The sequence below is a fragment of the Quyinboa sediminis genome (assembly GCF_042219855.1).
Lineage (GTDB): Bacteria > Bacteroidota > Bacteroidia > Bacteroidales > UBA5342 > JBHJHP01.
The window spans coordinates 19,704-44,974 of the sequence record NZ_JBHJHP010000004.1 but is presented as its reverse complement, the minus strand read 5'-3'; the positions used below and the strand labels follow the sequence as shown (position 1 = coordinate 44,974).

12 protein-coding genes are annotated in these 25,271 nt (G+C 42.8%); 3 read left to right on the top strand and 9 right to left on the bottom strand.

What is annotated here, in order from left to right; all coding sequences use genetic code 11:
• Positions 1-284 precede the first annotated feature (284 nt).
• The 3 genes from ACE1EF_RS10765 (at position 285) to ACE1EF_RS10755 (ending at position 6,989) form a co-directional block, all read left to right on the top strand.
• Complete coding sequence (locus tag ACE1EF_RS10765) at positions 285-1,955, top strand: T9SS type A sorting domain-containing protein (RefSeq protein ID WP_375720670.1); 1,671 nt, start codon at positions 285-287, stop codon at positions 1,953-1,955.
• 267 nt (positions 1,956-2,222) lie between these two features.
• Positions 2,223-4,904: a helix-turn-helix and ligand-binding sensor domain-containing protein gene (locus tag ACE1EF_RS10760; protein WP_375720669.1), complete on the top strand. Its 2,682-nt coding sequence runs from the start codon at positions 2,223-2,225 to the stop codon at positions 4,902-4,904.
• 291 nt (positions 4,905-5,195) lie between these two features.
• Complete coding sequence (locus ACE1EF_RS10755) at positions 5,196-6,989, top strand: cellulase family glycosylhydrolase (RefSeq protein ID WP_375720668.1); 1,794 nt, start codon at positions 5,196-5,198, stop codon at positions 6,987-6,989.
• A 229-nt stretch (positions 6,990-7,218) separates the two neighbouring features.
• Here the strand turns inward: ACE1EF_RS10755 and ACE1EF_RS10750 are convergent, their stop codons facing one another.
• From ACE1EF_RS10750 to ACE1EF_RS10710, 9 genes are all read right to left on the bottom strand, one after another.
• The gene (locus tag ACE1EF_RS10750) at positions 7,219-9,933 is read right to left on the bottom strand and encodes a carbohydrate-binding protein (RefSeq protein WP_375720667.1); all 2,715 of its coding nucleotides are present in this window, start codon (positions 9,931-9,933) and stop codon (positions 7,219-7,221) included.
• Between the two features lie 69 nt (positions 9,934-10,002).
• Entirely contained in the window at positions 10,003-11,505 is a 1,503-nt protein-coding gene (locus tag ACE1EF_RS10745) for a glycoside hydrolase family 30 protein (protein ID WP_375720666.1), read from the bottom strand.
• Positions 11,502-13,025, bottom strand: coding sequence for a CotH kinase family protein (locus tag ACE1EF_RS10740; protein ID WP_375720665.1), 1,524 nt, complete (start codon positions 13,023-13,025; stop codon positions 11,502-11,504). Before ACE1EF_RS10740 ends, ACE1EF_RS10745 begins: the two co-directional genes overlap by 4 nt.
• Positions 13,026-14,576: a glycosyl hydrolase gene (locus tag ACE1EF_RS10735; protein WP_375720664.1), complete on the bottom strand. Its 1,551-nt coding sequence runs from the start codon at positions 14,574-14,576 to the stop codon at positions 13,026-13,028.
• 29 nt (positions 14,577-14,605) lie between these two features.
• On the bottom strand, positions 14,606-16,603 hold the full coding sequence (locus ACE1EF_RS10730) for a family 16 glycosylhydrolase (RefSeq protein ID WP_375720663.1): 1,998 nt from the start codon (positions 16,601-16,603) through the stop codon (positions 14,606-14,608).
• Between the two features lie 4 nt (positions 16,604-16,607).
• Positions 16,608-18,629, bottom strand: coding sequence for a cellulase family glycosylhydrolase (locus ACE1EF_RS10725; protein ID WP_375720662.1), 2,022 nt, complete (start codon positions 18,627-18,629; stop codon positions 16,608-16,610).
• 6 nt (positions 18,630-18,635) lie between these two features.
• A complete protein-coding gene (gene bglX, locus ACE1EF_RS10720) occupies positions 18,636-20,903 on the bottom strand; it encodes a beta-glucosidase BglX (RefSeq protein WP_375720661.1) in 2,268 nt (755 codons plus the stop codon).
• Between the two features lie 351 nt (positions 20,904-21,254).
• Positions 21,255-22,991 carry a sugar-binding protein gene (locus tag ACE1EF_RS10715; protein WP_375720660.1) on the bottom strand — a complete coding sequence of 579 codons (1,737 nt, stop codon included), beginning with the start codon at positions 22,989-22,991 and terminating at the stop codon, positions 21,255-21,257.
• A gap of 727 nt (positions 22,992-23,718) precedes the next feature.
• On the bottom strand, positions 23,719-25,263 hold the full coding sequence (locus ACE1EF_RS10710; RefSeq protein ID WP_375720659.1) for a RagB/SusD family nutrient uptake outer membrane protein: 1,545 nt from the start codon (positions 25,261-25,263) through the stop codon (positions 23,719-23,721).
• Between the last annotated feature and the right edge of the window lie 8 nt (positions 25,264-25,271).

The window sequence follows — 25,271 nt, the reverse complement described above, 5'->3', positions numbered from 1 at the left end:
TCATTTGTCTTTTTGGACAGCTTTTTTTCGTTCGTTATAAAGAAGTATTTAAATTGCAGATCTGTTTGTGCAATCGATTGTGAAAAATCACGTGAATTATTCAATTTCAAAAATTCATTGTTATATTTGTAGTACACTTATCAAAATCTCTTTTTGCAGCACGTATTCTGATGGATATTTGGGAATAAAACTTTGGACAAATTCATAAAAAGAGATTAAAGCACTTCAGTTTGCCTGAATCTGTCTACTGGTTTACAAATAAGAATAACATTAATTCGATTGATATGAAACGTATTTCTACTTTACTTTTTTTATTTTTAGCCCTGATGCTTACAGAGGCATCGGCACAAACACCAGCTTTCCCGGGAGCAGAGGGAGGTGGAATGTATACAACAGGTGGACGAGGTGGTGAAGTTTATTTTGTTACCTCTCTGGATGATACCAATACAGGAAATTATTCAACCCATGAAGGTACACTCAGATGGTGTCTGGGTCGCCCCGGAAAAAAAACCATTATATTCAGAGTTGCGGGTATCATTGCACTTAATTCCAGACTGGATATTAACGATAACACAACTATAGCCGGACAAACAGCGCCCGGAGATGGTATCTGTCTTAAAAACTACAGCCTTTATCAGGGTGGAAGCAATGTCATTGTAAGATATATCCGTTCCAGGATGGGTGACGAGAAAGCAACACAGGATGATGCCATGTGGGGCAGAAATGAGTCAGACATTATTATTGACCACTGTTCGCTAAGCTGGAGCACAGATGAGTGCGGATCATTCTACGACAATAAGAACTTTACGTTGCAATGGTGCATTTTATCCGAAAGTCTCAGAGAATCAGTTCATGAAAAGGGAACCCATGGCTATGGAGGCATCTGGGGAGGCCAGACTGCAACATTTCATCACAATCTGCTGGCGCATCATGACAGCAGAAATCCAAGGATGAACGGCTCAAGATATTCAGGTGAAACAGATCTTGAACTGGTTGATTTCAGAAATAATGTCATTTACAACTGGGGAGGTAACAGCGGTTATGCCGGTATGGGCGGAAGCTATAATTTTGTCAACAACTATTACAAAGCCGGCCCTGAATCGTCTCATAAAACGCGTATTTTCAATCCTAATCCAAGTACTGATAAATATGAACTGCCAGCTGGCGTCTGGGGAGTTTTCTATGTTGACGGTAATATTGTAACTGCAAGTTCATCTGTTACTAACAGCAACTGGTTGGGAATAGAACCCAGTGGTGGTGATTTGCCCGGTGGTTCTATTGAAGGTATTAAATCGAATACAGAATTTGAAGTTCCTTATGTGCATACCCATAGTGCTGAAGTAGCTTACGAAACCGTACTTGACTATGCCGGTGCAAGCTATAGCAGAGATTCCACCGACATGCGTGTAACCAATGAAGTCAGAAATGGGCTGGCACCGGACAGAGCTTCCAATGGAACAGAACGTGCGGGATTAATTGACACCCAGGAAGATGTTGGTGGTTGGGAGACTTACTCTTACGATGAATCAGAAGTTCCGGTTGACAATGACCGTGATGGCATGGCAGACGACTGGGAAGATGCCAATGGGTTGAACAAGGAAGATCCAAGTGACCGTAATATAGTGGGAGCTGACGGTTATACTATGCTGGAAAAATACATCAACAGCCTCGTTGCAGAAAACGGACCTGTTCCGGTACAAAAGGTGAATTCAGATCCGAAAGGATTCAGCATATACCCGAACCCGGCCAGTTCGCAAATTCATTTGACAATTCCGGATTATAAGTCATTCTTGTCTTACAGCATTTCGGATCTTTCCGGTAAAACAGTACAGAAAGACAGGCTCACCGGCGCATTAGCCAGTAAAATAAATATTACGGCTCTGGATCGTGGCATATACTTTTTCACGATCTCTGACGGGAAACGGGTTATTACCAAACGGTTTGTAAAACAATAAAAACAGAAAGCCAGCGCTTTTTAGTAGTGAACCCCAAAAGTTTTTATCCGGCTTTTGGGGTTCATTTTTTATACCGGAACTATTTCATTACCTGATATTACTACTTTTTCTAACCTGAAAAAAGAACCAAAACATGTTATACAACGTTCTTACGGCACCATTTTATGGCTTGGAAGACATTGATCTAAATACTATATTTGCTTTTAACAAAGATCTCATTTCACTAACCACAGCATCTTTAACGATAACGATATCACTGTAAATGTAATGACCAGAATATGTTTTATTATACTGATTTCCGTTTTCTCTTATTCCGGAGCATTTGGATACAATTACCTCTCGGTAGTTAAATCCTATGATAAAACAGACTATAGTGCCGGTCGTCAGAACTGGGATATCGACATTGATTCATACGGTGTGGTTTACTTCGGAAACACAGAAGGATTACTAAGAAACATTTACGGCATATGGGAGCTGTCGCAAACTGCCAGTAAGGATGTCATCAGAAGTCTTAAAGTTCAGAACGATACCATATGGTGTGGTGGTGATGTTGACTTTGGATATTTTGTAAAAGCCACGCCAACTGATCTTGAATACACTTTTATTGGCAACGTGGAAGGCGGAACAGTGTGGGATGTGGAATGTTTGGATAACAGGATCTTTTTCCAGACTGAAGGACTGATAATGGTATATGATAAAAAAGCCGCCAAACAATCAGTCATACGATCCGGCACAGGCTTTTACAGCATGACGCTGTGGAACAACCAGCTATGGGCTATATCACGGGAAGGTAAAATCGGCACCGTGGAAGAAGACACCTTTAAGGTCCATTATAATTTCAATCAGACACATGGTGTTGAGATAAGAAAAATATTTGTCCGTAATAACCAACTCTATTTTATCCTTTTCAATGGTAAAATGTTTGCATACGATGGCAAACAGGTCAGGCAGGTAAGTCTACCGGAGTCTATTGACGGGATATCTTTTTTTACAGCATCTTCTTATGATAATGAAATTTACAGCATTGGAACCATATCTAATGGTCTGCTTCAGATTGATGAACAGGACAACTCTGTAGTAACAGAAGTTAATTCAACGAATAACCTGATTGACAATACCGTTCTGGCCATAAAAAAAGCACCCAATGGCAATATCTGGCTGGGACTGGACTACGGCATTGCTTATGTTGAACTGAAAAATGCATTAAAACCAATCTTTAACAAAGGTGCCACCTACTATATTCAGGATTACAACAACACAACATATCTGGCTACAAACAAGGGACTGTTTTCATCAGAAGCATACAATCCTTTTACTATTGTTCCAAACAGTGAAGGGCAGGTGTGGCGAATTCGCGAAATTGATCATCAGCTCTACATCTGTCATACGCTGGGTTTAATGAAAATGGACAACAATAAACTGGTTAAAGTGTATGCCGGTGATGGCGTTATGGATATTGCGCGTTTTGGGAGTACCGACTTTTATCTTTTATCCACGTATTCCGGAGTTATTCTTACGCGGAAATCCGGTGATAAAATGCAGCTTGTAACCTTTGTGAACCATACCGCGGGCACTAAACTGTATTTTGATGATTCTGACAATTGTATCTGGTCTGATACTGAAAGTGAACCTGTAACACAGCTTCGGCTGGTTCAGGATGATATGGTAAAGCAAACGGTTTATGATACCATTGAAACGTTTTTTGATTATAACAATAATGTTATTTTTTACAATGGCGATAAGCTGCTGAGCTATTCTAACGGATCCTTTGACGAAATAACCCCGCCACCGTTTAATTCCATCAGCGGCCCCGGGATTTCAGCTTTTTACGAAGAAGCTAACGGCAATTCACTGGCCTATGTACAGAACGGACAACTGGATATGCTGGTTGATCTTCATGACGGAACTTACTATTCCTACAAGAAGCTGCTGAGTTCTGTTGAAAATGCACTGATGAAACATAATATTTTCATTGACATTAAAAACGGAGAATTGCGGATAGGAACAGATCGCGGGGTAACCACATTTAATATTGAAAACACGTCAAAACGAGTAACCGGGTCACCACCGGTAATAACGAAAATAGAAGTAGGACAGGATGAAAATGACTTTAAGGAATACACCTATCCTTATATGACAAGGCAACTTCTCTTTTCTGCCGGAGACAAGAATATAATTTTTCATTTCGGAACACAGAAATCATCCACCGATGTAATAGAGTTCAGATACATCTTATGGCCCTACGATAACGACTGGTCGCAATGGAGTGCCACAGCCGGTAAAAAAGAGTATACCAAGCTCAACGGAGGAACATACAGATTTACGGTTCAAAGCAGACTAAACGGCAAGATTACGAAGGAAAGTGAAGTTTCTTTTGTGATTGACTCATACTGGTACCAGACAAAATGGGTCATTATCCCCTATTCCATTATATTTCTGCTGTGTATTTTATTCACCATTCATATTATGAACCGGCTGAATAAAAAGCGTATTCTGAACCAGCAGCAGCAACATGAGCAGGATGTGGTTAAAAGCAATATTGCCATTAAGAATGAACAACTTTTGCAGTATGCCGAAATTATAAGCCATAAGAATCAGTTTCTAATGGAGTTAAAAGAGGGTCTGGAAAAAATGCGGAACAGCGATTCGAAACGTTGGGAAAACAAGATACTGGAGGAAGTCAGCAACGAAAAAAGAAATTTCTTTTTCCATAAGTTGTTTTCTGAACTGCACCAGGACTTTATTAACCGGCTCACCGAAAAACACACAAATCTTACGCCGCATGACGTGCGCATTCTGTCCTTTATCCGGATCAATCTGGATACACAGGAGATTGCAAACCTTATGAATATTTCGCCCAAAAGCGTTGATGTTACCCGATATCGCTTACGTAAAAAGATGGGGCTGTCTCACGAAACAGATCTGAACCTGTATATCCGGGAATTGTAGAACGTTTGGATCTGTCTCTCATAAAAAATGACTCTTTATATTTCCCGGTGATGGCACTATAAGCGACAGATTTAACTGAACAAAACACAGGCGGCCTTCCACTTTTATTGAAAACATAAAGAGCTGAAAATCTTAAAAATAAAAGCGTTTGTATAGCATATCCTGATTATTTCTTTCATCTGTAGAGAGCAAGTATACTATGAATTCTGGGTAAATCCTTTTTCCTCCGGTATTTTTGAATATTGTTTAATGTGGATAAAACCGCATGGTTCTAACCGATTAGTTAAAAAGATGGCAAAATTTAAATACTTACTATTCCCCTTGGTTATTCTGATTTGCATTTTTCAGGAGTCATCTGCTGCCAAAAGTGTAAACGGTTTTTTGAAACGTGATGGTCAACGGATTGTTAATTCTAAAAGTGACAATTTCATTTTAAGAGGTGTAGGGCCCGGAGGCTGGATGCTGCAGGAAGGTTATATGTTTCAAACGCCGGTAGGGCCCCAACATAAGATCAGAGCCATGCTGGAGAATCTGACTGACAAGGCCACTACAGATGCATTCTACCGTGAATGGCTTAAAAATTTCTTTACGGGTGAAGATGTAAAAAACATTAGTGACTGGGGCTTTAACTCCATTCGCGTTCCCATGCACTATAATTTATTTACCCTGCCGGTTGAACAGGAACCCGTTAAAGGGAGAAACACCTGGTTAAGTACGGGATTTAATATGCTCGACAGCCTTCTGTTCTGGTGTGAAAAAAATGATATTTACCTGATACTGGATCTGCATGCAGCTCCAGGTGGACAGGGGAAAGATGCTAATATCAGTGATTACGACCCTGAGAAACCCTCTCTATGGGAAAGTGAGGCCAATAAAGCTAAAACCGTGGCACTTTGGTACCAACTGGCAAAACGGTACAGCAAAAGAGTTCATATCGGAGGATACGACCTGATTAATGAACCAAACTGGGCCTTTGAAAATGATGGCACACATCCCAATGGTTGCGACTGTACAATAAACAAACCGATACTTGATTTATACAAGCGCATTACCGATACCATCAGGTTGGTTGACCCTAACCATATCATTTTTGTTGAAGGAAATTGCTGGGCAAACAATTATAAAGGACTGCATGAACTTGCTTCATATGACGAAAATATTGTATTCAGTTTTCATAAATACTGGTCAGTAAACGATGATAAAAGCATTGAAGGTGTTCTGGATCTCAGAACCCAGCTCAATGTACCGCTTTGGTTAGGCGAAACCGGTGAAAACTCTAATGTTTGGTTTACCGATATGGTAGAACAGATGGAACGCCTGAATATCGGCTGGGCGACATGGGCATACAAACAGATGGATATTGATGATCCATACACCATTGTCTCTAAAAGCTGGGACGCAATCATCAACTATAATCCTGAAACAGGAGAAAACAGACCCGGCAGAGAACAGGCTGTCACCGCCATGAATGATCTGCTTGAAAATATAAAGACAGAAAACTGCAAATTCAACAGTGATGTTGTTTTCGCCTATCTGGATGCACCGTTTAATCATCAGCGTAAACCGTTTAAAACACATAATATTCCAGGCACCATATTCGCAGTAGATTATGATTTCGGAACCCTTAATGATGCATGGAACGACAGTGATTACCAGGATCTGCACGTAACCACCGGAAAATACACAGGATGGAATTCCGGCTATACCTACCGTAGCGATGGTGTGGATATAGGCATATGTAATGATCCGATTTCTAACGGGTATTATGTCGGCTGGACCGAAGATGGTGAATGGACAAAATATTCAATATCCACAGTAACACCCGGCATATATAATATTATTTTAAGGGTATCCGGTGATTCCGGGAAAATTAAAATTACGCTTGGAGACCAGCAACTCGAAGTAGCTCCACCGAAGAAAAATCTGCAGAAATCCGGTGAAGGATGGTATAATTTATCCATCAGCGATGTTCTCATTAAAGAAGGTATTAAGGACGTTAAACTCACCTTTACTAAAGGAGGATTAAACGTAAACTACATAAAATTTAAACACCTTTCATCTGAGGTCAGTCAGACAGAAAATTAAGCCTGAAAGTGTAACCAAAAAAGGATTTAATTAAGCTAAATAACTCTGAAAAAATAGCTCCGGTTTGTACCGGGGTTATTTTTTACCACAACCGAAGTACACGAATCTCAAATAACATCGGTCCGGTTTTATAAACGCAATGTATTACCAGGTTTTCCTAAACATAGCTAAACACTCAACACCGTACGATCTGTCCGGTGGATTAACGTTAAGAGGCTGACAGTTACAGTTATTTTACTACCGAAAGTTTTGAGACACTTTGTTTATCTCCGCTTTTCACCCTGATGATATAGATGCCCTGATCGAGACTTTCCGTATTAATCCGGCATTCAGCATCTCCTGTTTCTGCAATGATCATGCTGTGCCCGCTAAGATTTAGAATTTCAACTGTTCTTTCTTCACCGGCTGTTGCATTGAAACTGACAATTACGTGATCTTTAGAAGGATTGGGAGACAGTTTTATACCGGCATGCAATTCCGTTTCATCGGTCGCTGTACCGGTATAGTTCAACTGAAACCAGTTCAGATTAAATTCACTTTGTTTCACCAGGAACCGGAGATAGTAGTATCCTTCTTCCAGGTACACTTCAGAAGTTTGAATATCCCAGTTTTGCCAGCCGCCTGTACTTTCGAACTGCATGGTATCGAGCGTCGTATAAATATTTAACGGACCGGCCTGAAATTTTATCTCCGCATTGGATTTTTCTGTGGCAACGCGATAAATCACACGGTAATATCCTGTTCGTGTGACATGTACTTTATAAATAAGGTAATCACCCGCGTTGGCATACGACGTGTTTAATCCGTTTCCGGTATCTGTACAATCTTCCAGTTCAAAGCCATGATTTACAAAAAAGTCTTCCGCCTGAATTTTTCCGGGGATACGTTTACTTTCTGCCATCTTTTTAAGAACCGGTTCATCTGAAAACTGTAACAGGTTAACATCGCCTGACTGCACCGATTCTCCGGTGTACGACAGCCGGATATTCTGATCGGAATAAAGTCCCTGAGCTACAGACAGGACCAGGATCATATCTGATGATCCGCTCAGGTTGACTTCATCCACAGGTACAGCTTCATCATCTACCAGCAGCTCAAAATCGGCCGGGTTAAATGAAACATCCGGAATATCCACATTCTTATTCACACTCAACAGAATGCCAAACCCATCCTCAGTTGTCTCGGCAGAAATCAGCTTAAACACCACTTCGGAAGCAGAACGCGGATTTATGAACTGAAAATAATTCAGGTTCGAACCGCCCCGTTCAAAAACAAGCTTTATTTTAATATCACCTTCCGGAATAATAATATCATTAAAGGTCGTGGTCTGCCAGTTATCCCAACTTCCGGTAGCCGGAAGCACCAGACTTCCTGATACATTTACGCCGTTTACTTCAAAATGCACGGTTGATCCTCCTGAACCGGATGCGTGGCGGATCTGCAGATCATACATGGCAACAGAGTCGCTGTGCATGGAATACTGCATCCACTCACCATCTTCGGTCCAGCCAACATTGTATCCATTATTGGGTTCACTATCCGAACAGGCCTCTATATCCACGCCATCATTCCGCATAGACCAGCCATCGTTCCAGGATGAAAAATCCATACTGTAGTTGGCCACAACGGCATCTGAATACGCAATCGTATTTTTACCGTAATCATATTCCGTAAAGAAAACGGGTTCTGTAAGTTTGTGATCCCTGTAAGGCAGCACCTCGTTGGTATTTGGCTGACGGATCATGGCATCAATCACATCATACTGAATAACACAATTCTCAATTTTGTGATTTTCAGCCCAATCCAGGACCGCATCAAAAGCTTCCTGCTCAGTCAGTGCCGGCCCCTCTCCTTTCCAGTAGCGGATGAGACTTTCATAGGCACTGCTGGTTTTTACATTCAGAATGCTGTTTATATCATCCTTTTTGACCGGCCACCACGACCAACCTATATTTTTACTTTCGCATAACTGAATCAATTCTGTAAACCATGTATTTGAATTCTCACCTGACTCGCCAAGCCAAAGTGGAACATTGTACTGGTTACGCAACTGTATGATCCAGTCCAGATCGTTCGGTCCTGTTGTGCTCCAGTATTTATGGAAACTGTACACCATGTTATCATCCCATGGTGGTTTTAAACCGGAATGGTCATTGGCAAAACTGTTGCCCTCAATAAACAGAATATGGTTTTGATCGACCTTTCTGATGCTGTCTGTAATTTCTCCGAACAGTTGCCGCAGCTGTGAATTATTACCTTCGGGAAAGGTCCAGTTTGTTTCATTAATCAGATCATAACCTCCAATCCATGGCTCATCGGCATAGCGTTCTGCCAGTTTCTGCCACAGCGCCACGGTTTTCTTCTTGTTATCATTGCTTTCCCAAAGTGACGGTTTGGATGGATCATAATCCGAGATAGCCGCATCCTTACCCTGACCGCCCGGAGCTCCATGTAAATCGAGAATCAGGTACATCTCATTATCGCCACACCAGTCAAGTAGGGAATCTATCATCGTGAACCCTTTATCAAGCCAGGTATTTTCACCCTGAACAGGTTCATCTTCAATGGGAAGGGTAAACCATTTATAATGCATGGCAACCCTGACGCTGTTATATCCCCATATTTTCATGGAATCCACATCGCGACGGGTGAAGTGATTCGCCAGCCAGACATTGTAGAAGCTGTCTGTTTTAGCCACACCTATGGTTTCAATCAACTTATCTCTGAACTGTGTATGTGTATTTGCTACGCCGACAGTTTTCATCATATAGCCTTCCATGATCATCCAGTTCCCGGTGCCGATGCCCCGAAGAATGATGTTCTCTCCATTTCCATCCACAATCTGTTTACCGTCGGCATGTAAAAACCCTTCAGCACGAACTTCGGGGCTTAAACATGCGGCTAAAATCAAACTTAAAAAATATATACCCTTTATTATCTTCATTTTGTATCGATTCTTCCTTCTGGTTTAGTACTTAACCTATCACTTTAAACTGTTTACAACATAATCATTTTAATAGACTACGGTCTGAATAGCTCTGGCCGGAATCTTAACGTTCACAGACTGCATATTCACATACAACAAATAATCTATGTCCTTATCTGTATCATTCATCACAACGGTCACCATTTTACCATCCGGGTTCCGGAACGATGTACTTTGGAGGAAGCTGATACTTGTTGCCGTACTCACTCGTTTGGCACCTGGTTCAATAAATTTCGAAAAGTGTCCGATGTAATAATATGCCGGGGTAAAGATCAGCTCCCCGGTCCGCGTATCGGCATGAACCGGAGCAAAACAGAAATTACCGACATGATTGGGTCCGCCATTCTCATCCAGTAAGATATTCCAGTCGGTCCAGCCTACCGTACCACTGTTAAAATCATGGATCATCGACTCCCCATAACGTTCAGCATTGGGCCAGTACTGGTATTTCTCCGGATCAAACTTCTCGTTACAACCCTCTGTAAACATAAGGTTTTTATCAGGATATGCCTCCCATACTTTTTCAAGATTATCATATTTGGGATCTCCGCCCGACCAGTTTTCGTACCAGTGAAAACCAATTCCCCAGACATATTTAGCGGCTTCAGGATCGTTTAATATGGTGTTGGCACGGTTAAAAACAAGATCCCTGTTATGATCCCAAACGATGATCTTCTTGTCCATTAACCCCTTATTCTCAAACGTTGGTCCTAGGTAGTTTTTCAAAAAATCACGCTCATCCTCAGCAGTGTAAATGCAGGATTCCCAGCGTTGAACCGCCATTGGTTCATTCTGAATAGTTACCCCCCAAACGGGAATACCTTCTTTTTCGTAAGCCTCAATAAACTTTACAAAATAGTTAGCCCAGGGCTGGTAATACTCAGGCAACAGTTTACCTCCATGCAGCATTTCACCATTGCTTTTCATAAACGGTGGCGGACTCCATGGACTGGCATAGGTTGTCAGTTTTCCTCCGGCAGTCTCCAGGGCACGATGAATCATCGGAATCCTGTATTTCATGTCGTGAGCAATGGAGAAAGTCTTTAGTTCCGGATCTTCGTCAGATACATAAGTAAAGCTTTCTGATCCGAAATCAGCACTATGGATAGAGACCCGGAGCAGGCGATAATTTATACCCGTTTCAGCGTAATAGGCGTCAAGCAATTCCTGCTGTTTTTCCTCAGGCAGTTTTGCAAATACTTCGGCAGAGGCATCCGTAATGGCTCCTCCAACACCCATAAAAGTCTGAAATGTTTTATGCGGATTCACAAATACAGATTTTTGCGTTTCAAGGGCCTGCTTTCCTTTTTCAAATTTATACTTTCCCGTTTTTTGTAACCTTGAACCGGTATGCATTGCCGTGGTGTACACCGTTGCTGTTTTCCCTTTAGCCGAAAATACATCATCTGTGCGCTTTGCCACATCATCCTTTACATGCCTTGTGCCACAAGATGAGAGGATGATTCCCAAAACGACTGCTCCTATATAGCCTTTCATGTTATGTGTTTTTATTTTGTTTTCTTTTTTCATTTTAAAATGATTTTAACCCGCGTCATGTCATTTCCGGAGGTTATAACCAACATGTAGATTCCTTTAGTATACTGCTCCGGATCAACAATTTCTTCAACGGAATGCCCCTGATACATGCGCTGGTAAATGGCCTTACCGGTCATATCATACAGTGTAATTCTGCTATTTCTATGTTCAGAACTATACCGCACATGTACCGGACCGGAAGAAGGATTAGGATAAACCAGAAGGTTGTTGATTCCGCCTCTTAATACCGGAGGTTTATACCCGGTTTGTACGTCATATTCGCTGAGTTCAGCAGTAACATTACTGATGCGATCATCGATAAATGATTTCATATCATCCATGTCATTATGAAAGGTGCTGCTTTCATAACGACTTACATTATTGCGGATAGCCAGCCATAATGAATCCAGGGTTGCATTGAGAAAATCCGTCCCCAGATAGCTGTTCAGTGCGCTTTTATATGTTGCGATATATTGATTTCTAATAAGGGAATCTTTCATCATGTTCCACACCAGTGGTCGTTCCACCGGTTCCCCCTCCACCTTATTGTAGGGTTCGTAGCCATCGAAATAATGAAATACACTTCCATTAGTTCCGATGCTGTTAAAGTGGCCTGAACGCTGAAAGGTGGCATCCATATCCCAGGGTATAAAGTGCCACATTTTATCATTTGGGGTCTGGTATAAAAAGTAGTTTTTGGGTCTGAAAGGGTAACCGTCCCAATGAGCCATGAAATTAGCCACAACCAGGTAATTCAGGAATGCATCCACATCAAAATTCCGGCGAATCATTTCAGCAAACTGATCTTCAGGTGTGTAGCTGATTAAATACGTAAAATCACGAATCGAACTGTAATCAAATTCCTCTTCGTCATTATTGTTGGTTTGCTTGCGATAATGCAGAAAGTAATCACTGTAAGCATTCCCCAGGAAAGTCAGGTCTGCAAAATACTTTATTTCATCCGGCATATCGTATGCTGCTTTGTACAGGTCTCCGTTGTTATCGCCAAACGTATCGGTTAACCAGCGTTTATTATCCGGATCCTCATACTGAAGGTATACGCCCTGCCGTTTACCGTTAACGGAAAGGATGACATGCTGAGCGGTAACACAGGGAACCCCGGCTGCATCCATGAGCAGATATGCCAGCCGCTGACGCAGGTTTAGCTCGTAATTAAAATTCCATTCCCTCCGGTTGTTGTAGCGGTTCAGTTTTGACGTTTTGATTTTCCAGTTTCTGAAGTCGCCCTGCTGCATCAGTGTATACAAATAATAAGCACCACGGTAATGTATTTCAACATTATCAATCCTCAGATCATCAGCGGTAAAGTTTCCGTGCACGTCTTCGTTGGTATATGGATGTGATTCCAGTTCATCAATACTATCCTGCTCAATTTCAATATTTACCTGTACAAAATCCTGGCTGCTTATACCCTGCCCCATAAAAAAGCAAAGCATGACAGTAACCCCAAAGGGGAACCACGTAAAACGTGTATGTTTTTGTTCAGGCTTCATTTATTGCTTCACAATTTTTTTTAAAATCCGGTGGTTATCAGCATTGACCTCCACAACATAAATGCCCGGCACCAGGGTACCCAAATCAATTTGTGTGGCATTCTCCTGTTTCAGCACAGGAATACCGTCAATATTATAAATCTGTACTCTGTTTGCGGAAGCAGATGTGCCGGAAATAATCAGTACATCATTAGCTGATGCATTTAAAATAACGGCAGTGCCCGGCTTCTCATCCAGTTTCTGTGCGGTCTGATTCCTGATTTCAACCCAATTCAGATTAAAGCCGCTGCCCAGGGCAACCAGCTTTAAGGTATGTATGCCCTGCGACAGATCGATCGTTTTTGTCACGGTTGACCAGTTATCCCAGCCATCATTATCCGGAATCTGATGTGTTAAGACAGCTGATCCATCCACATAGACTTTTAGTGCAGTTCTTCGTGTTGACGAAACCCGGATATCAAAATTATATGTCCCGTCTGCCGGAACATCTATTCTGTACTCCAGATAATCGTTGATCTGCACATCGGTTACATCCATCACCCCGTCCTGGTCTGATGTGCGTTCAATCTTCATTCCCAATGCACGATTATAATCTTCCGCTTCTATCCGTGCAGGAACCTGCACCACTCTTGCGGTATCATGTACCGGCATCGCTTTATAGGTCTGACCCAAATCGGTAAGTTGTCCGTTTGCCCCCAGCAAATCGATGTATGGAAAACTCTGAATCCCACCTGATGTCCGTCCGATAAACCAGGCATACCGGAACACTTCCGGACTGTTTTCCAGAAACTCCACAGCCTCCATCATAAAGCTGATCTGATCTTCCTGGGAATTTATGGCATCGTTATATTCCCAGCCTGAGAACTCTGTCAGCCAAATGGGCTTGTTGTATTTTTCAAATAAAGAGATATACCATTCCAAAGCACTGGCATGGTTCATATAGCAATGCACCGCAATATGATCGACCTGACAATCGGGGCAGGCCGCAAAAAAATCATCCAGGTACTGAACAGGATCTGTATAGGTAGTGCCATTTTCAGATACGCAGCTGTTACAGAAATTAACTGCCGGACCAACAATCTCAAGGTTGTAATCAGCAGCAATAGCTTCCAGCCGTGGCCAGATCGCTGCAACCTGGGATGGTTTCATATTAGCCTGATCCAGAAAGTTGGGCTCATTGAAGGCCAGTAGATATTTGGTTTCCGGATGCTTATCAAGGAATGTCCGTAGTTTGCTTTCATTAAATGATCCGTTCCAGGTCATCGGAACAAAGTCAAAGCCATAATCGCCGTATACATCAGCGACAGTGCTCTCCGGTGTTTCTGACCAGTTATACCACCAGGAGACAGCAGGCGCAAGGGTCTCCATATCCTCCGGGGAATGATGGCCATAAGCAATACCCCGTTTTTGTGCATCCGCATCAGGTATTGATATCAGAAGCAGGATAAAGCAAAAAACGCCTGTAACCCGTACGCCATACTTTCTTAATTCATGCATGATACAAACGATATGCACTAAAGGTATTACGGGGTATGGAACTGTCTTTTTCATGTTTTATTTCTGCATCGGATCTTGCGGATTTATAAATTCTGTGATCTGACTTTGATGAATCTTTTTGATGTCCTTTCATATGCATTCCGGAGGGTCAATATATAGACACCGGCCTCCAGGCTTCCGGTAGAAAGTACCTCGTCCGGTAAAACACGCCCGGACTGTATAATTTTCCCGCTCACACTGGCAATCTGGTACCGGTACTCCGTATCCATGTTGCTAATGTGTAGCCTGTTGGTCACTATCGTGGGAAAAACTGCTAAGTCTGCTACTGACGTGTTTTTATCCAAAGGTGTTGTTGAACGTGTAAAATTCATGTTTGCCATGTTAAAATCTCCATTTATAATTTCCAGTCTTAACATGGTATCTGTTTCAAATAGCTGTATTTCCCTGATGTACATGGAGCGAAACTGCGTCCACGAGCTGGCAGTAGAAGCTACTTTTTCCCCGGTGAGATCGCGCCCGTTCATTAACAGCCGGAAACTGCCTCCACGGGTAAGACCTGCTGTTCTGCACATGATATCGTACAGGCCATCTGCCTCAACCTTCACGCTGTATTCCAGCCATTCTCCCGGAAATGTCCAGCCGATATTACCGGTACCATCTCCATCTTCCGTATCCACATCTTCATCCTGGCGAAGTCCCGGGCCGTTATTCCCTTCATCGGTATCGTGATATGCAATTCCTTCTCCTCCCTGATCAAAATATACCGACCGTATGTCTCCCGGTATTGTTAGCGGCTGATCCAGATACGGCAGCTGTGCAATTGCATCCACCTCCATTTCAGCACTATCTGTTCCACAGGAATTGCCAATCATTACTTTTAGGGTTCCATCAGTTCCACCCCAGTTCACGAAGATCGTGCTGGAGTCCTTTTTTTCTGATGTCACGCCCTCAGGCAAAATCCAGGTATAATCTGTATGCGCTGCATGAGGCACCTGATACACGATGTTTTTCTGATAAGCGCTGACCGTATTTTCCCCACTCATGATGACCTCAGCGAGCTCCACCGGGTAAGCCAGGTTTTTAGTTGAACAGGGTGTGGTCAGCACACACTTTACAGTATCCGCACTACAGCCCCAGTTAACTGTAACCGAAGATGTTCCCTGTCCTGAAATGATTTCAGCACCATCAGGCACCAGCCATTCATATTGATATTCCGGATTATTAATCAGGCTGAACTCAGCTCCTTCCTGACGAGGGATCACTTCTGCCGGTCCTTCTATTGCAGGGTCGGATCCAACCTGATAAACCCTGACATAATCCACCCACATCTGTTGAGGAAAGGTTGTTGATCCATCCGGATTTCCCGGCCAGTTTCCACCGACCGCGAGATTAAGAAGGATAAAAAAGTCATTGTGAAACTCTGACATATGATCAGGCGTAATGCTCACCACTGCATACTGCACATCATCCAAAAACCACTTGATATAGGTTTCGGTCCACTCTATGGAAAATACGTGAAATGCATCGTTAAAAATACCAGTGGGCAACTGTTTTGAACCGCCATACTGCGCATGATTACCACTGGCATCAGACCAGTGAACTGTGCCGTAAATTTTATCATCGCGGCCTTCTCCGCCACCTATCATCTCCATGATATCAATCTCACCGCACGATGGCCAGCCGGTTCCCGTAAAGATATTGTTGCCCATCATCCAGAAAGCAGGCCAGATGCCCTGACCGTAAGGCAGTTTTATCCTGGCTTCCATCCTGCCATATTTAAATGACGCTTTATTGTATGAAATCAGACGTGCTGAAGTATATGCTTTCCCAAGGTAGTTTTCCTTGCGTGCCTCAATAATCAGCATGCTGTCAACAACCCTAGAATTATTCAGGTTATCCGTGTAATACTGCAATTCATTGTTTCCTCCGCCATCGCCGTTTACCTCATGCGTCCATTTGGCAGGATCCGGTGCGCCTGAATAGTTAAATTCATCAGCCCAGACCAGTTCATAACATTGTGCTACAACGCTGGAGAAACCTGCTAAAATTGCAAAACAAAGTATGAAAATTCGTTTATTCATAGTATTATTTTTTTACCTCCAGAATTCCGGAGAGCATTCTGTCATCGTGACCAATTTGTACAATGTAGATTCCGGTACTCAATGGCGGTGTTATTTTCAATGTTTCTGACACAGGGACAGGAAGGAATTCACGATAGACTTTCCTTCCGTCTGCTCCGATAATTTCAATTCTGTTAAACCTGAATCCGGGACTTGTAACAGAAATGCTTCCAGAAGTCGGATTAGGGTAGAGTTGAAAATGGTTGGTCTTATTTTTATTCAGTGCCAGGGCATTGGCATCACGGAACTCAAATTTATCGATATTAAAAGCACCTTCTATTATTTCAATCCGCATGACCTGTTGTCCTTCCGGCAGCCTCAGTTTATCCTGCGTAACTTCCGTATTTTGCTGCCAGTCTCCGGTTGCCGGAACCGTCCAAATCCTGGCCTTACCGCGTTCAAACACCATCCTGAATGTTCCACCATCTTCAGCTGATGCCACATGTGCTGTAATGATATAATCCGTGGTTTTATCAATATTCACTGTAAATTCGAGCCACTCATCCGGTTCAACATAAGCCAGCTGGAAACCTCCATCGGTACGTGCTTCAATATCCACACCCGTATTTGATCTGAAAGCACCTCCCTGGTTCTCAGGATCCGAATCATGATAAGCATCACCTTCATCCCCTTTATCGAACTCCTCTGCCTGAATTGTTCCGGGTATAGATAAAGGAGCAGTGTTGAACGGCGCCCTTATAACAGGAGCCACTGCATTTATGATCTGGGGATAGCCCCATGAAACAGCCGTATCGCTTTGATGGGTCATGACACGGAAATAGTATTCCCGCCCGGTAGCCAGCGTTGAATCTGTAAACCGGTTCACGCCCGGCACAACGCTACCTATGGTTATATAATTCCCTCCTGCCAGTTTCCGCTGAATCGTCAGGCTGTCGTACGTACTGGCCTGATTTACCCATGATAGAATTACGGAAGAATCCGGCTGCATTTCAGCTGTAAAATCCGTCACACTTTGCGGGGAATAGTGTAAGATGATGTCATTCCACTCTTTCCACTTCCGTGTTTGCCTCATGTAAACCTGGAACCAGCCATTATCATCCCACACGGTAAATGCAACCTTGTTTTTTATAGCATTTTCAACGAAACAGGCATAATGGCGAAACCTGGAGTTCAGGTCGCTGTCGCCACCGTCATCGTTGACATAAGTTGAACCGAATTCTCCCAGTAAAACAGGTATTGCGGTCTGATCCGACCAGGTACGTACCTTAGTGAACATGGAAGCAATTGCATTCTTGTCCGCGGCGGTTCCCCAGGTCCCCTTACCCTGTCCACCGAATTCCCAGGGATCGTAGGAATGATACGTGCCAAACAGATACGGATCATCCGGAAATATGACTTCGGGATTGACCATATCATTGGCTGAAGACCAGTTATTACCGGCCAGTACAACAATGCGTGTCGGATTAGTTTTACGGACGATACCAAGAACGCGATGATTATACGCATTCACATTATCAACAGTCCAGCCGTTGGGCTCATTCATCAGTTCAAAGAACAGTTTATCCGGTTTATCCTTAAATCTGACTGCTACCTGGCTCCAAATGCTGTCCCAACGTTCCTTTTGTCCTTCATAGTCCTCTTTTACCGGTTCGGAGTGATGGGCATTGATGATCACAAAAAAGCCCTGATTCAGTGCCCAGTCCACGATGGTCTCCACACGGTTCATCCATGATTCGGAAATTTTATATGGCGCCGATTCTTCGGTATGTGTATACCACCTTACCGGAATTCGTACGGTGCTGTAACCAGCAGTTTTGTAATCTTCAAAAAAGTATTCCTGTGCTGCGGGAGCCCATGAACCTTCCTCTGGTGCTTCCAGTGTATTGCCCATGTTGATTCCCCGTCCCATTTGTTCCAGTGCCTGCTGTGGTGTTATCTGAGCAAACATCCCAGGTGAGAACATGAAAGCCAGTATGATTCCTGTATATTTCTTCATCAGCATCTGCATTCTCCGTTCAGGTAGCATAGATTTTTACATTAGTTCAAACTCACCGGTCAGTCCCTTATCAGAACTGGTTCCCACCATCACATCAAACATACCGGGTTCCACCACAAATCTGCCGTCGTTATCATAAAACCCGAGTTCTTTAGCTGTCAGGATAAACGAAATGGTTTTTGACTCACCGGCTTTCAGCATATATTTTTCAAATCCCTTCAGTTCTTTAACCGGTCTGGCCACACTTGCAAACCGGTCACGGATATACAATTGCGTCACCTCTTCACCATCTCTATCGGATGTATTTTTTACGGTTACAGAAACTTTCACAGCTTTTGGATCAGACGCATCCACCTGAAGCCCGGAATAGTCAAAACCGGAATAGCTTAAACCATATCCGAACGGATATAAAGGTGTATTTGCCACATCCATGTAATGTGACCAGAACACATCTGTGTTTGGCCCCGGACGACCGGTATTCAGATGATTGTAATAAATCGGGCACTGACCCACTCTGCGCGGAAATGACATGGGCAGTTTTCCTGACGGATTATTTGCTCCGTACAAGGTTTGTGCAATGGCATTACCAGACTGGCTTCCCAGGTGCCATGTCTCCAGGATGGCCGGAATGTGTTCATCAGCCCAGGTAAGAGTTAACGGACGGCCATTCATCAGTACCAGCACAATATTTTTATTTACGGCATATACGTTTTCGAGCAGTTCCTGCTGTAATCCGGGCAAGCCAAGTTCTGTCCTGCTTCGTCCTTCACCGGTCTGCAGGCCATGTTCTCCAAGCACCATTACAACTGTTCCGGCAGATTTTGCCAATGCAACAGCTTTACTGAAACCACTCCTGTCTGTAGTATTGAATACCAGTTCCGAATTAAATGCGACCGGTCCTGTAACCAGTTTTGCACCTTCGGCATATGCATACTTTGCACCAAACAGATCCAGTCCTTCCAGTACAGAAACTGCCGTGCTGTCATCAGAACCGATCCTCCAGCTTCCCAGCGGACTGGTTTTATCCTCTGCCAACGCACCGATGACTACTACCTTTTTATTCCTGTCCAGAGGCAGGATATGGCCTTCATTCTTCAGCAGAACGATGGATTTTCTGGCTATATCCAATGCATCCTTTTGATGATCAGGATGATAGAGCAAGTCTTTTTCGCGTTCTTCGCTGCAGTATTTATACGGATCATCAAATAAACCAAGCTCATACTTTACCGTTAAAATGCGGCGTACCGCATCATCAACTACCGCTTCCTTTACCTTTCCGCTTTCAACCAGCTTTACAAGGTATTTTACGTACGAATAGGATTCCATATCCATATCTGATCCGGCATTGGCTGCCATTTCTGCGACCTGTTCCAGATCGCTGGCATATCCGTGAGGAATCATTTGCTGACCACTGCCCCAATCCGAGATTACAAAACCTTTAAATCCCCAGGCGCCCTTCAGAATATCCCGCTGTAAAAATGCATTACCGGTTGCCGGTATTCCGTTCAGGGTATTAAATGAGTTCATCACCGTTTTCACATCTGCATCAACCACTGCTTTAAACGGCGGCAGTATAATATTATAGAGGGTGGATGTTCCCACATCAACGGTATTGTAGTCTCTTCCTGACTCCGAAAAGCCATAGCCTGCAAAATGTTTGGCACAGGCGGCCATCGTATTGTTCGCCGCAAGATCATCACCCTGAAACCCTCTTACCCTGGCTGCACCAATGAGTGAACCCAGGTATGGATCTTCTCCTGCACCTTCCATAACACGTCCCCAGCGGGCATCCCTGCTGATATCAACCATAGGAGCAAAGGTCCAGTTTTGACCAACAGCTGTTGCTTCAATCGCAGCATTGCGGGCAGATTTCTCTATGGCTGCCAGATCCCAGCTTGCGGCTTCAGCCAATGGTATAGGCGTTAATGTTTTATGTCCATGAATGACATCCAGACCAAAAATGAGCGGTATCCCCAGACGCGATTCCTCCACTACTATTCGCTGCAGTTCTCTTGTTGCTTCAGCCCCTCTCACATTAAGTACGGAACCCACCCAACCTTTTTTAAGATGATCCAGCTTGTTTTTTGCATCTCCCTCAGACGGAGCAGGCCCGGTTGCATCATAAAACCCGTTGTACTGGTTCATTTGTCCGACCTTTTCTTCCAGAGTCATCTTTGCCAGAAGCGCTTCTACCTGTTCATTTATCTCCGGCTCAGTGGAATATCCTTGTTTTTTATCTGCACATCCTGCTAAGAATGCAATTACAGAAACCAAAAGGAACGTGAGTATGGATGTTGTTTTCATAAGAGATTTAATTTCCTTGTATGATTAGTTAATGTTCAGCTGTTATACGAAAATAAAGTGAATACAAAGGGGCAGCAAGTTTTTATATCGTACTTAAACACTACACATTAGATGGCAGACGTTATTAATACCATACCGAAAGACACAAAACCCTGTTTTTCAAACCAATACTGTCCCATCTGAATAAATACAGCAGGCCGGATTATGCGCAGATCTACGGCTATAAAGCCCGATCATTTCAGAAAAACACAACGGTATTTTTGAGCTCCGGTTTGCTGTTTTTACTTCAGGATTATTCAAAAAAGGCCTTGCTTATGGCAAGGCCTTTTTCTGAGATTAAAACCAATTAATTTATCGTACTAACTTCTGTGTTGAACCATCATCCAGACGGATGAGATATAAACCTTTACTTAACTCTGAAACGTCAATTTTAGCTACGCCGTTTACAGATCTTTTTTCTGCAACTTTATGTCCTGAGATGCTGTACACTGACACATTGGTATCTTTACCTGCAACCTCTACATTCAGGATATCAGCATGGCCTACAGGATTCGGATACATATTGAATTTTGTTGTATTTACTTTCTTTAATCCTGTTTCCACACCCAGAATTTCAGTGTCAGCTTTGCTGATCAGTGATACGCTGTCAATATAAACAGTACCATCATCTATGGATAACAGGAACTGAACTTTTTCAACTGTTGTTTCAGTAATCTGATCAAAGGTCACTTCATATTCGTACCATGTAGGTTCTGTCTGCAGTTCAAACTGCCACTCTGATCTTCCTTCAACATTACCATCAGAACTACTTGCACCATAACGGTTGTAACCGTTTGCTTCTGTATCTTCAAAGTCGGTTGTTGCCATACGAACCTTAGTAGCCCAGGCTTTAAATTTATAGACATAAGGGATATCAGGTGTTGCATGGAACATGTTAGTCTGGTTGAACTGATAATGCCAGTTTTCTGCTTTTGCAACAGTTACACATTTAACCACTCCGTCTTCCCAAACATATGTTTCTCCTGATTCGGCGTCTACCCAGCCACCCCAGGAACTCAGGTCAGTATCAAAGTTACCGTTCACAATAAGGTTTGCTTCGTCTGCTGTCAGAATCTGATTAGTAATGGTAATGGTAACAGGATCAGAATCGATATATCCACCATCTGTTGATGATGCATAAATTGTAACCTCACCGTCTCTGATGGCTTTAACAACGCCTGTTTTAGAGATTGTTACGGCATTGGCAGGATCGGCATAATATTTTAATTCCTTATTGGTTGCGTTACCGGGTACGATATCAGTCGTCAGCTGAATTGTTCCGTTATTCACATCAATAGTGGTAGCTGAAGGAGTCAGTGTAATTTCATCCACATAAATAAGATCTGAAGGATCGGCAAGTGTTACCAGACCAGCATCATTCATATTACCCCAGTTTTCACCTACGGTACCAATGTTAGCCCATACTTTGCGTTGTCTTGATCCGGCATCTCCGGCTGCATCTCTGTCAGCAATGTACACATCAAAGCCAAACTCAGCTGTCTGAGCCATTACAAAACTACTTTTATCAACAAGTGTTGAGAAAGGAATGAAATATTCAATGGTATAACTCGGATCAGTAGTTTTAAGTGCATACCTGTAATTGCTTTCCTCTGTTAATGTTCCATTGGCATTTTCTTCAGTGATACTTGGTGCAAACTGATAATGTCCGGTTCCTCCTGTACTTGGGCCTTGTCCATCAGCAAGGTCACCTTCGTTGACATCGAAATAAACTTCAGCCTTGTCATAAGTCCACTCATCGCCACCTGTTTGAGCATACCAGGGAACAAGCACATCGTCATCTACATAAACCAGTACAAAAATACCACTGTCTGCATACATCCCTTTAAAATAGGAAGCACCAACTGTTGGGGTCTCACCGGTATAGTCTTTGTCAATATCGTACTTGGTTGCATTATCCCACACCGCATCAATTTCACCGTCCAGTACAGGAGCGGTATCTGTTAACCTTGTAAAAACTGCTTCAGGCTGTTGTGCAAATGAGAATGCACCAACCAGAAAAGCCGCAAGAATTGTAAAAGTTTTCCTCATAATAATTAGAATTAAGTTATTAAATTTAAGTGTTGCTTTTCAAAAAAACTTGATGAAACTAAATTATGCAGTTTTAGGGAACCAACATAATAACCCGTCGCTATTTATGCGCTACACTTAAGTAAATCGTGCAATAATTTCATTTACAGCTACACACAATAATCTGAATTACTGAACATTACAAATTCAAAAAATCAAATTTCAATCGCAGTTTTTAACAGTTGAAATTTCTTTTTTTAATCCTGTTTTCAGAATTAAATAAATTATTCCGACCTTTGGTTACCACAAGGCAAACAGTTTAGAATCAGCTTGTTCGAAAAGGTCCTTTCAAAACATGTCAGACTAAAGGCAAAATGGTAACTTATTGCGTAACATAAGGAAAATATACATTCTGACCATAGTGAAGAACTTTGCTGTCATGTGGATCCAGGTTTAACCACAAAGGGAATTCACAAGGGATACAAAACATCCTTCCCTGTATGAATTATATACATCTCAATAAATCATTCTTTAAAACATGTATCCCTGATGATTAGAATCTGAGTAGATCAGAGGTTGGGAGTTTCATTAAGGAATTACTACGCCGGGAACCATTAGTTAAAAGGATGCAAAGCAATGAGGCGCCGGAATTAATTGCAGGCATTTCACATAAATGATAAAAAATCCCCTGACTATATGGTCAGGGGATGCAGTTGTTAAGGTTGTGTTTGTATGGAATACGGACCTGTCAGTGAAATGGCAGGTACCAGTTTTCTTTATTCATATAAAACTGTTTTACATATTCTGACATGCTACTGTCGTATTTTGCAGCAATAATGTTTCCGATATATTCCCCCGGATTATCGCGTCGTTCTGCCACGCGGATCAAATCTGACATGCGCTTTCCTTCAAAGGCACATTCCATGGCTTTTTCCTGAAGGATCAAATCTTCAATCATCTCTACCCGTTCATTTCCGGTAACTGAATCCGGAATTTCCCTGTTTTGCAGCAACACACGGTTTCGTATACCACGGTTTTTACTGAAAGCGGAAAAACCTGCCGGTCGTTTGGATAGACTAACACCACTGATCCCGTTATTTAAAAACATAAGGGCCACATCCGACTGACCGTTTCTGTTCAGCGCTTCAGCAAGCAGAAGATGTAAATCGCCTGCGCGTTGCAGTACAATATCAGAACTGTAAGGTTGCGCCTCGTCAATGTCGTACTTTTTAATAAAATAATTACCAGCTGAAATCGTATCGTATGTTACGCCCATCCCGCGGTATACATCAGCCGAATCGCGCCGGGTAGTGACCTGTGCTTCCATGGAGTCTACAAGAACCTGTGAAGGTTTCACCATAAACAAGCGGTTAGGAAGCATAAGTTCCACCATGGTATTCACCTGTTTCTGGTTAATGGAATACGGTATAACCAGCATGTTTTCAAGTATGGCATTCTCCGCATTAAGAAAGATAGATTCCCATGCATCTTCATCATATGACGCATCAACCTTATAAGCCTCATCACCTGCAATTGCCGGAGCCGTTTCCAGGCCGAGCTTCAGGTAATAGATGGCATTTTCATAATCCTGTTTCTCCAGGTATAATTCCCCAAGCACAGCTTTATAATTGGGAAAACCAACAAAATAGGCCTGATCACGAGCTCTAGACACTGTATCCTGATCGTAGATCACAGAATCGTTGTTAAACTGACTGATCAGTTTGTCAATAACGTCAGCTTTCGACATCGGTGTCATGCTGCTTAAGTCTTCGGGCAGACTGGTCAAATTATCATCTATTACAACCGCCTCACCATATAAACGGGTTATAGTAAGGTAGCACCATGCTCTTAAACCATACAGGTTTGCACGCATATCGAACAAATAATTCGGTTTAAAATCCCTGTCTTTTCCTTCCGCCCTCTCAATATTCGCAAGCACCTCGTTAACATTTATAATCACCCTGTACAATCCTGAATAATCCAGGTATGGATTATCTGCACGGAACTCCTGGTTATACAGCGCCGCAATATCACTGCCCGCATTCGGTGTGATGTTCATCTGGTCGCTGCGCAATCCGTCCAGCAGAATCAGGTCAGGTGCCACATCCTGAAGGCCACTCAGTGTACCATACAAAGATGCTATGGCATCCTCAAGGGTCTGATAATGCTCGTCCGGGGTAATTCGTTCCCCAACCGGAACATCAAATATATCATCGCTGCAGGCAATGGTCAGACTGAATACTGCTGCTAAAGCCAGAAGTCTGAATATCTTATTAAGTGATTCTGATACCATCGTTTTTA

Excerpts from the sequence above, each read along its gene's own strand:
- ACE1EF_RS10765 (WP_375720670.1), top strand. The coding sequence starts at position 285 with ATGAAACGTATTTCTACTTTACTTTTTTTATTTTTAGCCCTGATGCTT.
- ACE1EF_RS10760 (WP_375720669.1), top strand. The coding sequence starts at position 2,223 with ATGACCAGAATATGTTTTATTATACTGATTTCCGTTTTCTCTTATTCC.
- ACE1EF_RS10755 (WP_375720668.1), top strand. The coding sequence starts at position 5,196 with ATGGCAAAATTTAAATACTTACTATTCCCCTTGGTTATTCTGATTTGC.
- ACE1EF_RS10750 (WP_375720667.1), bottom strand. The coding sequence starts at position 9,933 with ATGAAGATAATAAAGGGTATATATTTTTTAAGTTTGATTTTAGCCGCA.
- ACE1EF_RS10745 (WP_375720666.1), bottom strand. The coding sequence starts at position 11,505 with ATGAAAAAAGAAAACAAAATAAAAACACATAACATGAAAGGCTATATA.
- ACE1EF_RS10740 (WP_375720665.1), bottom strand. The coding sequence starts at position 13,025 with ATGAAGCCTGAACAAAAACATACACGTTTTACGTGGTTCCCCTTTGGG.
- ACE1EF_RS10735 (WP_375720664.1), bottom strand. The coding sequence starts at position 14,576 with ATGAAAAAGACAGTTCCATACCCCGTAATACCTTTAGTGCATATCGTT.
- ACE1EF_RS10730 (WP_375720663.1), bottom strand. The coding sequence starts at position 16,603 with ATGAATAAACGAATTTTCATACTTTGTTTTGCAATTTTAGCAGGTTTC.
- ACE1EF_RS10725 (WP_375720662.1), bottom strand. The coding sequence starts at position 18,629 with ATGCTACCTGAACGGAGAATGCAGATGCTGATGAAGAAATATACAGGA.
- bglX (WP_375720661.1), bottom strand. The coding sequence starts at position 20,903 with ATGAAAACAACATCCATACTCACGTTCCTTTTGGTTTCTGTAATTGCA.
- ACE1EF_RS10715 (WP_375720660.1), bottom strand. The coding sequence starts at position 22,991 with ATGAGGAAAACTTTTACAATTCTTGCGGCTTTTCTGGTTGGTGCATTC.
- ACE1EF_RS10710 (WP_375720659.1), bottom strand. The coding sequence starts at position 25,263 with ATGGTATCAGAATCACTTAATAAGATATTCAGACTTCTGGCTTTAGCA.